General features: G+C 71.2%; 13 protein-coding genes. 6 read left to right on the forward strand and 7 right to left on the reverse strand.

From position 1 onward, the window contains the following. Window positions 1-9 precede the first annotated feature (9 nt). The 5 genes from PZB77_RS01420 to PZB77_RS01440 all read left to right on the forward strand — a co-directional run bounded on the left by PZB77_RS01420 (window position 10) and on the right by PZB77_RS01440 (window position 4,286). Window positions 10-444 carry a MarR family transcriptional regulator gene (locus PZB77_RS01420; RefSeq protein ID WP_275490669.1) on the forward strand — a complete coding sequence of 145 codons (435 nt, stop codon included), beginning with the start codon at window positions 10-12 and terminating at the stop codon, window positions 442-444. 657 nt (window positions 445-1,101) lie between these two features. Further along, window positions 1,102-1,350, forward strand: coding sequence for a DUF6296 family protein (locus tag PZB77_RS01425; protein WP_275490670.1), 249 nt, complete (start codon window positions 1,102-1,104; stop codon window positions 1,348-1,350). A gap of 839 nt (window positions 1,351-2,189) precedes the next feature. Beyond that, complete coding sequence (locus PZB77_RS01430) at window positions 2,190-2,885, forward strand: HemK2/MTQ2 family protein methyltransferase (protein WP_275490671.1); 696 nt, start codon at window positions 2,190-2,192, stop codon at window positions 2,883-2,885. Continuing rightward, window positions 2,869-3,201: a CDGSH iron-sulfur domain-containing protein gene (locus tag PZB77_RS01435; RefSeq protein WP_275490672.1), complete on the forward strand. Its 333-nt coding sequence runs from the start codon at window positions 2,869-2,871 to the stop codon at window positions 3,199-3,201. Before PZB77_RS01430 ends, PZB77_RS01435 begins: the two co-directional genes overlap by 17 nt. Window positions 3,202-3,278: 77 nt before the next feature. Then, window positions 3,279-4,286, forward strand: coding sequence for an iron-containing redox enzyme family protein (locus PZB77_RS01440; RefSeq protein ID WP_275495875.1), 1,008 nt, complete (start codon window positions 3,279-3,281; stop codon window positions 4,284-4,286). Between the two features lie 516 nt (window positions 4,287-4,802). Here PZB77_RS01440 and PZB77_RS01445 read toward each other — a convergent pair. From PZB77_RS01445 to PZB77_RS01470, 6 genes are all read right to left on the reverse strand, one after another. Then, the gene (locus PZB77_RS01445; protein ID WP_275490673.1) at window positions 4,803-5,606 is read right to left on the reverse strand and encodes a pyridoxal-dependent decarboxylase; all 804 of its coding nucleotides are present in this window, start codon (window positions 5,604-5,606) and stop codon (window positions 4,803-4,805) included. A gap of 614 nt (window positions 5,607-6,220) precedes the next feature. Beyond that, window positions 6,221-6,841 carry an XRE family transcriptional regulator gene (locus PZB77_RS01450; protein ID WP_275490674.1) on the reverse strand — a complete coding sequence of 207 codons (621 nt, stop codon included), beginning with the start codon at window positions 6,839-6,841 and terminating at the stop codon, window positions 6,221-6,223. 256 nt (window positions 6,842-7,097) lie between these two features. Then, window positions 7,098-7,739 (reverse strand): TetR family transcriptional regulator, encoded by a 642-nt coding sequence (locus PZB77_RS01455; protein ID WP_275490675.1) that lies wholly within the window; start codon window positions 7,737-7,739, stop codon window positions 7,098-7,100. Further along, complete coding sequence (locus PZB77_RS01460) at window positions 7,736-8,413, reverse strand: DUF4166 domain-containing protein (protein WP_275490676.1); 678 nt, start codon at window positions 8,411-8,413, stop codon at window positions 7,736-7,738. The genes PZB77_RS01455 and PZB77_RS01460 overlap by 4 nt, the downstream gene beginning before the upstream one ends. Next, on the reverse strand, window positions 8,410-9,111 hold the full coding sequence (locus PZB77_RS01465; RefSeq protein WP_275495876.1) for a hypothetical protein: 702 nt from the start codon (window positions 9,109-9,111) through the stop codon (window positions 8,410-8,412). Before PZB77_RS01465 ends, PZB77_RS01460 begins: the two co-directional genes overlap by 4 nt. Before the next feature lie 460 nt (window positions 9,112-9,571). Next, window positions 9,572-10,408 carry an MBL fold metallo-hydrolase gene (locus PZB77_RS01470; protein WP_275490677.1) on the reverse strand — a complete coding sequence of 279 codons (837 nt, stop codon included), beginning with the start codon at window positions 10,406-10,408 and terminating at the stop codon, window positions 9,572-9,574. 47 nt (window positions 10,409-10,455) lie between these two features. Between PZB77_RS01470 and PZB77_RS01475 the strand changes: the two genes are divergently transcribed. Further along, entirely contained in the window at window positions 10,456-10,914 is a 459-nt protein-coding gene (locus PZB77_RS01475) for a MerR family transcriptional regulator (protein WP_275490678.1), read from the forward strand. Window positions 10,915-11,099: 185 nt separating this feature from the next. On the opposite strand, the gene PZB77_RS01480 is transcribed toward PZB77_RS01475, so the two are convergent. Then, a complete protein-coding gene (locus PZB77_RS01480) occupies window positions 11,100-12,005 on the reverse strand; it encodes a LysR family transcriptional regulator (RefSeq protein ID WP_275490679.1) in 906 nt (301 codons plus the stop codon). Between the last annotated feature and the right edge of the window lies 1 nt (window position 12,006).

Consider the following 12,006-nt stretch of genomic DNA (forward strand, 5'->3'; position numbering starts at 1 on the left):
GTGGTTCCCATGGCCATCGACGACTCCGAGGACGTCCTGCTGGACGGCTTGGTCCGCAGTGCGTTCCAGATCATGGGGGTGCTCACCCGCATCGGCGCCGAGCACGACCTCTCCCTCACCCAACTGCGCGTGCTCGGCATCCTGCGTGATCGACGCCCCCGTATGAGTGACCTCGCCGCCTTCCTCGGCCTGGACAAGTCGACGCTCTCCGGCCTCGTCGACCGTGCCGTACGCCGCGGGCTGATGGTGCGCGTCCCCAACCCCACGGACAAAAGGGCCGTCGACGTCCTCATCACGGATGCGGGCCGTGAACTCACCGAGCAGATGTACGAGGAGGCGCGGGCGGCGCTGGCGCCGGCGACGGGCAGGCTCGACGAGTCGCAGCGCCGGCACCTCGCCCACCTGCTCGAACCCGTCCTGACCCCTCCCCTGACACTCAGGTAGTGCCCTTACGGACGGGGGCCGCCCTTTCCACCCTTCCGGACGGGGGCCGCTTTCCCCACCCGTCCGGAAGGCCGCCGGACACCGTCCGGTGCCGGCGGCCGGGGATCCACCGCCGGCGGATCCGGTGACGCCCCCTCCGCCGGGCGTCGGCCACGATCGAAAAGGCGTAGTCGGTCATACGGATTTCGTACCGGCGCACCCGTCCCTCGGTGATCCCCCGCACCGGCCGAGTCGGCGAGGGCGCGCGCGGGGGAGTTCGGCGGTATCACGCAGGGCGGTGTCGGCGCCCGTCGCCGGAACCGGGCTCATCGTGTCGATGGCATCGCCGATCAGGGTGACCGGGCACCTTCCCGGGCGGGCACCGGCGCGGCTGCGCAGGTCGGCGGAGGGAAGAGGGAGTCGACGTCCCAGAGCCCCACGGGGTGTGCGAACAGCCGTTCCCGCAGCCGTCGGCCCCGCCGCCGCGGGGCGGGCGCCTTCGGGGAGGAGCCGTGCGGCCAGGTGTCTGCGTACCTCGCTGCGGGGTACGCGGAACCTTGTCCGCGGACACCTGTCCGCGGACACCTGTCCGCGGACCCCGCAGCGCGCGACGGGTGCGGGGGCGAAAGAATGGGCGGAGCGGGGAACAGCGGGTTCGCCGCCAAATCGGGAGATGACGTGCAACCACCGACGAGCTATGAACTGGTCTTCGAGACCCTGGGCGACGAGGACGACACGGTCGTCGTCGGTCTCACGGAACGGACCGGCGCCGGCGGCTCGCCCATCTACGAGGACGAGACGGGAATCGTGAGGGCCGAGATCAGCGTCGGCGGCGAGGCACGGATGCTGATGAGCGGGGGTCACCAGGCACCCCGCACGGTGAAGCGGGTGAGACCCCTCCCCCACCCCGGCACGCCCTCCGCCTGAGAAGCACTTTCGGCGGCACGCCGGGCCCGCCGCGTCCGCGGGTCCTGCCCCTCCCGGACCGCCCGTCGGGCGGTCCGGGAGGGGCAGGACCCCGGCACCGCCAGGCTGCCTGCCATGCTCGTTACTCCCCGGGGGGGCGCTCTCAGGCGCCTGAGGAAGCCCCGGTGCGGTCGGGGCGGGGTCAGGGGACGGACCGTTCCGCGTCCTCCTGGGCCGCATCGTTCGGGGTCAGCGCATCCGCGGCCTCACCCTCCTCGCGGGGCTCCTCGCAACCGTCCACGCCTTGGGTCCCGGCTTCCTCCACTTCCTCCACCTCGCGGAGCATCTCGTCGGCGGCGGTCTCGGCACGCTCGTCGTCCTGCTGATGCGTGCGGTCGCGCGGGATCAGTTCTCTGCCACTCCTCGTGCGACGGCCCCCAGCGGCCGACGGTCCCCGCTGCTCGTCCGCCGTACGCGGTCACCGGCCGAAGGCGCCGGCCGGTGCTCACGTGTCTCGGGAGACGCGGCCGATGCTGCTTTTCTGCTCCCGCGCACCCGTGTCCGCCGTGCCGTCCAGGGACCGGCATGCGCTGGTCCCGTCCGATCCGGGACCAGGGGGCGCGAGCAGAAGGCCGCCGAACGGCCGAGCGGGCAGTCGCCCTCAGCCGCGACCGCGATCGGTGATCACCGCCTCGCACCGCGCGAGGCGTAGGGGCGTGATCGAGGGGCAGGAGCGATTCGCCGAGGCTCGTGGCCCGTGGGGCCCCTGATGCCGCAGGGCCACGTGGGCCGCCGGTTCGCGGCCAGAGACTCCTCGGCGGCCAGTCTGTCGGGCGTACCGGCGAGAGAGAGGACGTCTCATGGAAAATGTCACCTTGAGCACCGGCAGGGCTCTGCCCCGTCCCGGCAGGGTGGTGCGGCTTCCGGGCGTCTACGCCCCGCAGACCGACAGTTACTTTCTCGCCTCCGCCATGCGGCGCGAGGGCATCGGGCCCGGCATGGACGTTCTCGACCTGTGCACCGGTACGGGTGCCCTGGCGTTGCGGGCGGCTCTGCTCGGTGCGCGGACGACGGCGGTCGACATCAGTCGGCGGGCGGTCGCCACGGCACGTCTGAACGCCTCGATCGCCGGTCTGCCGGTCGCCGTGCACCGGAGTGATCTGCTCTCCGCCGTGCGGGGACGCCGCTTCGACGCCGTCGTGAGCAACCCTCCCTACGTACCGTCACCCCGCCCTTCGCTCCCCCGGCGCGGCACGGAACGGGCCTGGGACGCCGGTCTTGACGGCCGTGCCCTGGTCGACCGCATCTGTGACGCGGCGCCCGACGCGCTCAAGCCGGGCGGCCTGCTCCTGATGGTGCACTCCGCCCTCAGCGACCCCGAAGCGAGTCTTCGCCGCCTGGAGCGTGCCGGCCTGAGCGCGTCGATCAGCGATCGTCTCTCCATCCCGTTCGGCCCGGTGCTGCGCGGAAGACTGGGCTGGCTCCGCGAACGCGGTCTGCTGCCCGTGGGCCAGAGCACCGAGGAGTTGGTGATCGTCCGTGCGCGGAAGAACTGATCCGGAGGGGGCGCCGGGACCCGAAGCGCCCGAACCGAACCCGGCCGGTGCCCGCCTGGTGAGCGTGGACCCCGAGGGCCCGGTCCTGATCGAGGGACCCGTCACGGTGCGGTTGCCCGACGGACGGAGCGTGACGTCCGAACGGTTCACCGTGGCGGTCTGCACCTGTCGTCGCAGCCGCACCTACCCGTGGTGCGACACGAGCCACCGACGCCGCGAGAAGGTGTCCGCACCGTCCGACGACGCCCGGCCGGAGCAGCCCCGCCGTCCGCGTTCACCCGGCGACCACAACGAGAGCGAGGAGTCCGCATCGTGAACACCCTGGCGACCGCCACCCCGTCCCACGGCGCCGGACCGACGCACCCGGCGGACCGCGACGGAGCCGCACCCCGGCTGCCCCGTCCGCGCGGAGAGCTTTCGGCCGGCGTCGTGGCCTACCTCACCGGCGACCGCACCCGCCTGCCGTCCGCAGACGAGGTGCGCCGGGCCGACCCCTTCGGCGAGGACGTGCAGTTGCTGCTGTACGTCGTCTACGAGACGCACTACCGGGGGTTCGCGACGGTCGACGAGGACCTGGAGTGGGATCCTTCCCTGCTGGCGGTGCGTGCGGCCGCCGAGCAGCATTTCCTCGCCGCCGTCCGGGAGGAGACCTCGGGTGACGCGGACGTGGCGCAGGCGGTCGGCTCGCTGCTGGTGGAGCCGGTAGGTGACGACGGCACGAGTGTCACGCACCACCTGCTGCGTGAGGCGCGCCTCGACCAGCTGCGCGAGTACGCCGCCCTGCGCTCGCTCTACCACCTCAAGGAGGCCGATCCCCACCTCTGGGTCGTGCCGAGGCTGCGCGGGCGGGCGAAGGCGGCGATGGTCGCCATCGAGTACGACGAGTTCGGGGCGGGCCGCGCCGAAGCGGTGCATGCCCACCTCTTCGCGGAACTCATGGCCGATCTCGGTCTGGACACCACGTACGGCACGTACGTCGACGTGGCGCCCGCCGAACTGCTCGCCACCGTCAACATGATGTCGCTCTTCGGGCTCCATCGCTCCCTGCGGGGCGCGCTGGTCGGGCACTTCGCCGCAGTGGAGATCACCTCGTCCCCAGGCTCCCGCAGGCTCGCGCAGGCGTTGCGGCGGGCGGGCGCGGGAGCAGCGGCCCAGCGTTTCTACGACGAGCACGTGGAGGCGGACGCCGTGCACGAACAGGTCGTGCGACACGAGGTGATCGGCGGGTTGCTGGAGGACGAACCGTGGCTCGCTGCCGACATCGTCCTCGGCATCGAGGCCACCGGTCTGCTGGAGGACCGGCTCGCGGCACACCTGTTGGCTGCCTGGCGCGACGGTCGCACCGCCCTCCGTGAACTTCCCGGCGCACCGGCGCCCACCCTGCCGGCCCTCGACAGCTGACGGGTGGGGCGGGGGCCGATCGCCGGCCCCACGGCCCCACGGCCCACCGTCCCTTCGGAGCACGGGCGGTTCACGCGGTCACGGTCACTCCACCGTCCCGGTCCCCGCCTCCCAGGGCTCCGAGGGCCTGCTCCCGTAGGCGCTCCACATCCAGCCGACGTCAGATGTGCCCGCGAAGACCTCCGGGGCGTCCGGGCCGGCTGCCACGGCGACCTCGGCGCACGGGTCCTGCTCCCCGTCCTCCGGTGATCATGATCCGGTGGCCGGTTGGTCGCAGGCCGGCGGCGCGGCGGGCGACCGGCCAGCGGCGTGCTCCCGCGCCGGCGCCGGGGCGCGGCAGGGCACGGAGCCGGCGGGGCCTCTTCCGTCGCCGGTTCGCCGAGGGGGATCACCGCGCCGACGACGAGCGGCTCTGTCTCGTCACCCCACCTACCGGCCGGCCCGTTCGCCTGCCGGCACGGGATGAGGGAAGCCGGCTGACCGCACGTGTCACTCGGCATGCCGTGCGACGATGCCCTACTGGTGGGAGATGACCTCCTGTGCCGCGGCTCGAATTTCTTCGAGCAGGACGGCCAGGTCGTCCTTCGTGGTGCCCGGGTGGAGGACGCAGGCGCGCAGGGCTGCGGCGTCCGAGATCCGCGTGCCGGTGAGGAAGACGTGCCCACGGCGCTGTACGGCGGCCGGGATCGCTCCGTTCAATGTTTCCGCGCGGTCCGCGGGGAGGTCCGGAGGGCGGTGGCGGAACGCGGTGACGGAAGTGGTCACCGGGGCGAGCAGCTCGAAGTCGTCGGAAGCTTCGATCAATTCGGCGAGCGTACGCGCGAGCATGGTCGTGCGGTTCACCAGGCAAATGATGCCGTTCCGGCCGAGATGGGCGATGGTGGCCCACACGCGCAGGGCGCGGAACGGGCGGGTTTGTTCGGGGCCGTACTCGGAGAGCCAGCCGAGCTCTCCGGCATCTTCGTCCCGCAGGTAGGGAGGGACCATGCTGAAGGCGTCGCGCGGGGCGGCCGGTTCGCGGAAGAGGATGCAGCCGGCGTCTATGGGGACGCCGAGCCACTTGTGCGGGTCCAGAGCAAGGGAGTCCGCTTGTTCCAGGCCGGCGTAGTCCGGGGCCGCGTCCTCGGCGAGGATGCCGAGCGCGCCGTAGGCGCCGTCTATGTGAAACCACAATCCGTGCTCTCGGGCGATCACGGCGATGTCGTCCAGGGGGTCGACGGCGCCGGTGTTGACCGTGCCCGTACTGGCGGCGACGAAGAACGGCCGCACCCCGGCTCGCTCGTCGGCAGCGATCAGACGTCGCAGCTCGCCGATGTCCATTGCGGAAGGACGAGTCGACCGGGACGGTGCGGATGTACCGGGTGCCGAGGCCGAGAAGTTCCGCGGCTTTGTGCAGGCAGCTGTGCGCCTCGGCGGACAAGTAGAGCGCCATCGGACGATGCCCGTACAGGCCGGTTTCGCGCACGTCGTGACCCTGGGCGCCAAGGGCCCGGTGGCGGGCCGTGGCCAGTGCCGTGATGGTGGCCATGGAGGCTCCGCTGGTCAGCAGGCCGGCCCCCGGGGGGTGGGGAAATCCCACCAGCTCAGCCAGCCACCGTACGGCGGTGCGCTCCAGCAGGACGCCGGTGTGGTCCCCGCCCGCGCAGCTGGGGTTCATGGCCGCGGCCAAGGGGGCCACCATGACGCCTGCGGGTGATGGCGGGGAGTTGACCCAGCCGAAGAACCGGGGGTGCCCGTTGCCCATGGGATACGGCAGGACCCGGTCGCGCACGTCGTCCAGCAGGTCCGCCAGCGGGCGGCCGTCGACGGGCAATGTCTGGCGGGCGAGCCATGTGCGGTCCTTCTCCGGCACTGGCTGCCACACCGGTCTCCCGGCAACGCCCCTCAGGTGATCGGCTGCGAGGTGCGCCGCCGAACGGGCCGCACTCCCCAGGTCATGCATCGTGCCCTCCTGACAGGCGGTGGGGCTGGGCTGCCGGGGCCAGTGTCATGGCCAGGTAGTACACGCACGCTTCGGCAGTGTCGTTGGCGAAAGCGTGTCGGCGGTTGCCGGGGAAATAGGCCGCGTCCCCGGCCTGGAGCCGGTGGGTCACGCCGTCGACGGTCAGGTGGAGGCACCCTTGTTCCACTGCGACGTACTCGTGCGATCCCGGCGCGTGCGGCGAGAACTCTCCCGCGTCCACGCCCGGTTCCAGGGTGGTGCGCATGAACTCGAATTCGATGTCCGGCAGGACCGGGGAGAGGATCCGCCGTTCCCATCCTGCGGGATCCCGGACCACGCGCTGCCGGTCACCGGCCAGCACCACGACTCCCGGGCGCACCGGTTCGTCCATCAGTCGAGCGATGGAGGTGCCCAGTGCGGTCGCCAGGCGGTCCAGAACCAGCACGCTCGGCGTCTTCGCACCGCGTTCCACCTCGGACACCATGCTCTGGCTCACGCCGCTCAGCTTGGCGAGCCGTTCCAGGCTGATGTGTCGAGCCTGTCGCTCCCCCCGGATCCTGGCCCCCAGCTCGGACATGGACAGACCGCTGGAGAACGTGCTGGAGTCATCCATGCCCTCCACTATAGCGAAGCTTGGCCACTATCGTGTGGATCAGGCTGTCCCAGGGGCCCTGAACGGGCGGAACGAGCCACCGTCAGACACGTCGGGTGCTGCTCGGTGGCGCCGGTGCAGTGCACCGGTCGCCTTCCCCGTTGCGGCGTCCGGAGCGACGGAGCAGGCGGCGGTGCCGGCGTGGACGCAGCCGTCGGTCCGGCGTTCGGGTGGGCACACCGGGTCGGCCGCGTCGGCCGGGCGAGGAGACGCCGGGTCAGTCTCTCGTGCGGCGGCGCAACCGTTGGGTGACTGCACGTTGGGTCAGGGGTCCGAGCCCTTCCAACGCCTGAGCGAGGACGGCGAGCTGTTCGAGCGCGTCCAGGGCACGGGCGGCCCCCTCGGGGTCGACGCCCTCGTACAATTCCATGCCGATGAAGGAGGCGGCCGTGGCACGGGCCAGCCCCGCGGAGTCGGCGAAGGCGTCCAGGGGCGTGGCGGCCAGCAACCGGGTCAGGACGGCCTCCAGCTCCTTGATCCACAGTGCGAGCCCGGCGGAGGTCGCGGCCGCGAGGGCGGGCACGGTCTGGCCGGCGGCCAGCAGCTGGCCGAGGACGGCCACCTGGCCGGCGGCCCGTTCCTCGGCATGCATCGCGCGGGCGAAGGCGAGGAGTTCCGTGAGGGAGTTCAGAGCGGCGAGTGGCTCACGGTAGCGGGAGACGCGCTGCTCGGCGCCGTGCACGCAGGCAGCGGCGAGGAGCTCGTCGACGGAACCGAAGTGGTAAAAGATCAGCGCCTGGTTGACCCCGGCGGTGGCCGCGATCGAGCGGGCCGAGGTCTTGGCGACGCCCTGTTCGACCAGCGTACGCAGGGCGCCTTCGAGGAGTTTGAGGCGGGTGGCCCCGCCGGACGCGCTCACGCGCGGGCCTCCTCGCGGACAGGCCGCAGCCCGGCCCGGAGTCCGCTCGCCGCGTCGACGTACCCCGCGGTGAAGGAGCCCTCGTAGCCGAAGAGGAAGCCGAAATGCCGGTTCGTCACCCGCACCCGGATCCGGAAGCGGCCGGTGCTCTCGTCGAACGACTCACGGACCTCGGCTTCGCCTCCGATCAGGGACGGAACGCGTACGTCGACCAATCCCTCGCGGAAGCGGTGCTCACCGGAGCGGATGAGAAGCGAGCCATCGGGTTCGGCGCTCATGTGGAGGTCGCTGGCGAGGTGCTGGTGGGTACCGAGGTAGTCGAGGACGCAGTCGCGCTCGGGGTTGAAGACCATCGTGGCGTCAAAGCGGTGAGGGCCGTCGGGCAGCTGGAAGGTCCGCACGAAGGTGACGGTCTCACGGCCGAAGCTATCCGCGTAGGGGTAATTCTCGATGACGAAGGGCACACGGTGTCCCTGGCGCGGGACGAGGATGTTCCGCGTCCCGCCGAGCCGGAGGAAGGGCTTGACGAAAAAGGCACCGTGGTGGATCCGATCCATCGTCCCGCGTCCGACGCAGGCTTCGCCGCTGTCGAGCCCGACGGAGAAGCGCCGCCGGAGTTCGGGGTGCAGGCGGCCGAAGTCGGCGCCCATGTGGGTCTGGAAGATCGAGGTCACGAAGGCTCCAGGGTGGCGAGCAGTCGGGGGGCGCGGATGCGCCCGGGAGGCGTGCGTCGACAGCGGCGTGCAGCGGGAGTGCCGGGCAGCGGAGGCAACAGGGCGACGAGGGCGGCGGTGCCCCCCGCGAGAGCGAGCGGGGCGACGGGAGACGCGAACAGGACGGCGAGGACCAGGGCCAGGCGCAGGGCGCACTCGCCAAGAGCCCGGGCGAGGGCGACGCGCGGGTGGGTCCCGCGTTCGCACCACAGTCGCAGCCGGTCGAAGGACCAGGCGGTCGCCCATCCCATGAGCGGCCGGAAGACCAGCCGGTCGGCAACGGCGCCGTACCGACCCCAGGCCGGGCGGTAGTGATAGCCGGTCAGGAAGCGGATGCCGGTGGGCCCGGGGACGTAGCGCCAGTAACCGCTCCCTTCGGCGAGCGGCGAGAGCGGGTGATCCGATGCGAAACGCAGTACCGAGACGCGTGCGCCGTCGGGCCGCTGCCGCTCCCCCGCGCTGACTCCGGTGCCGGCGATCCACAGGAAGGGAAGCACCCGGGTCGCGTAGCGGAAGCTCTGCGCCTCCCGCTCGGCGCGGGGCAGGTGAGAGATCGAGGTGAACCTCAGATCCCAGGACTGGTGCGCCACCGGGTCCTGAGTCCGCTCCCAGAGGACGTCCATGTCCACGTCGATCACCGTCTCCACGTACAACTCCACGGCCACCTCCACAGTTTGAGCGTTCGCTCAAAACGAAAGATATCTCGATTTGAGCGAACGCTCAATAAGGTCGGTGGGCTGGTTCGGGCGTGCACGGAGAACGCCCTTGACCCATGACCGCGCTCGAATGCGACGGCACCCGCGGTCGGGTGTGGACGTCAGGGCGTGTGGCGAGAGCGCTGTTCGCGGTGCTCGGGAGCGGGCCCGAACACCACGATCAGGACGGCCGACACCACGGTCACCGGCCAGCCCGCGGGCACAACGGTGGGGGCACCGGTTCGATCAGCAGCCGGATCATCGTCCAGGGGCGAGTACCTACACCCTCACAACGGCCGGATCCTGTCACCGGCGATCCCCCATCCCCCACCTCCACACGTCGGCGAGATCGTGTGACACGTTCCGGGCACTCCTGAGTCGGGTGAACGGCCCGCCGAGAAGCGAGTGGCGAGTGGCCCGGATCTCATCCCGGCCGACCGGTCCGGGTGACGCCGGCGGCGACGTAGCGGGCGAATTCCCAGGGGTCGTGCGACGAGAAGACCTCGATTCGGTCGCCGTGGTCATGGATCAGTTCGCGTAGACGGGCTTGCGTACCGAGTCGCAGATCGCGGGAGACCTGCGAACTGGTCTGAACGATGTCGAGCAGCGGGTGGACCTCCCTCGAGACCTCGAGCTCACGGTGGTAGTAGTACGCATCACCGCAGTGCAGGAGCCATCGCTCCCCGTCCCGGACGGCGATGCCCGTGTGGCCTTCCGTGTGGCCCCCCAACGGGATGAGTTTGATGTCGTGCGGCAGACCTTTCGGCTGCAGCGCGGAGAAACCGAACCACTCTTCGCCGGAGTCCGGGGCGGTGGGGTAGGTGACCCAGCGGGGTTCGTGCTTCCAGTGGGCCGGCCGGTAGCGGAAGCTGGGAGCCTGGGAGCGGGCCGCGTCGAGTTCGGACGCGAGGACGTGCACATCGGCGCCGGGAAAGTCGGGCAGACCCCCGCTGTGGTCGACATCCAGGTGGGTCACGACGATGTGCCGCACGTCGGACGGCTTGTGGCCCAGTCGGGCTATCTGCCGGACGGCTGTCTCCTCCTCGTCGAGCGCCGGCTGCGCCATCGCCACCCAGTCCGCACCGAGGGTGCCGTGCGGATCCCGGACGTCGCCGAGGCCGAGGCCGGTTTCGACCAGCACGAGGCCGGCAGTGTCGGTCTCTATCAACAGGCAGTGGTTCACGGCAGCTGCGGGCTTCGGGCCGTCGTAGGTGGCTTCGATCGTCAGAACCGATCCGCAGTTCAAGTGGTGGATTTCCATGCCGACTAGACTGCTACTTGAACTGCGCTTCAAGTCAAGGAGGTTGAGTGGACGCATCACTGCTGGACATCGCCGAGGTGGCCGAGGTATCCGGGCTGGCGCCTTCGGCACTGCGCTTCTACGAGAAGAAGGGGCTGATCGCCGCTGCCGGCCGTAACGGGCTGCGCCGCACCTACACGCCGGAGGTACTGGAGCGGCTGGCACTGATCACCTGCGCGCGGAGCGCGGGGTTCTCGATCGCCGAGATCGGCCGGTTCGTGACCGCGCGACCCACCGACGCGGACCTGCGCGCACGGATGGCGGCCAGGGCACATGATCTCGACGAGCAGGTCGGCAGACTCACGCGGCTCCGCGACAGTCTCCGCCACGCGGCCGTCTGCGCCCACGAACCGATCGTCGAGTGCCCCGACTTCAAACGCGCCGTCGGTGACGTGTTCACACCGGCGGCCGATCCGAGCGAGACCGGTCTCCTCGCCCCGGCGACGCGGGCTTCACAGGAGCGGTGACGGTGAGGGCCCTTCATCGTCACCGCTCCGTGAAGGGGCGTGCTGCCCGCCGCCGGTGCGGCCGGGTCCCTGAAAGGGGCGTTCGGTACCCACCGACGGTGACGCAGGTGCCGGGGCCCGAAGATCATGAGGGCGGTGACCTCGGCCACGACACGGGAACTCGCTCCGACGCGGGGAGCCTTGCCTCAGGGGCGGGCCGCTCTCAGTTCTCGGATCAGGGCGCGGACGGAGACGCTGTGGGCCATCTCCGCAGTGGTGACGTAGCCGACGGAACGGGTCGGGCGCTCGGGCCCGAGGTCGGTGACCTCGATCCCGTGCGGCGCCTCGTTCAGCGCGAGCGCCGGCATGATCGCCATACCGAGACCTCGGCTCACCAGGGACAGCACCGCTCCGTCGTCCTCGGTGAGTATGGTCGCCTCCGGGATCCACTCCTGTCCGGCCCACCACCGGCGGGTGTAGGAGCCGCAGTTCTCGTGCCAGTCCACCAGCGGCAGGGAGCGTGGGGCGGGGTGGCCGACCGGGTGCACCAGTGAGTAGGGCTCCTCCATGAGTACATCGCCGACGAGCCCGGCGGGCACGGGTGAGGTGGCGCCGATCGTCGCGATGCCCACGTCCGCGCGGCCCTCGGCTACCTCGCCGGCGGTACCCGCCCCCAGTTCACGGACGATACGCACCTCCGGCTCGATGCCGGGGTAACGGGCGGTGAGGCGCTTCAGGACGGGCGGCAGCAGGAAGAGGGCGGCGCTACGGAAGGCGGCGATGCGCAGCGGGCCGGTGACCGTGCCGCGCTCGGCGCCGCGGGCCTCCGAGGCGAGGTTGTCCAGGAGTCGCAGGACCCGGCGTGCATGGGCCGCGGCGACGGTACCGGCTGCGGTCGGCGTGGCACCCCTACGGCCCCGCTCGAAGAGGACCGCTCCGACCTTGCGTTCCATCCCGCGTACGGAGTGCGAGACGGCGGACTGGGTCAGTCCGAGCGCCTTGGCCGCGGCGGAGAACCCGCGCTCGTCGTCGACGGTCACGAGTATGCGGAGCTCGTGCGGGGCGAGATCACGGGCGGCAGTCGTCATGACCGCGGGGACTGCAGCTGTCATG

The organism is Streptomyces sp. AM 2-1-1 (assembly GCF_029167645.1).
In the GTDB taxonomy this organism is placed as follows: Bacteria; Actinomycetota; Actinomycetes; order Streptomycetales; family Streptomycetaceae; genus Streptomyces.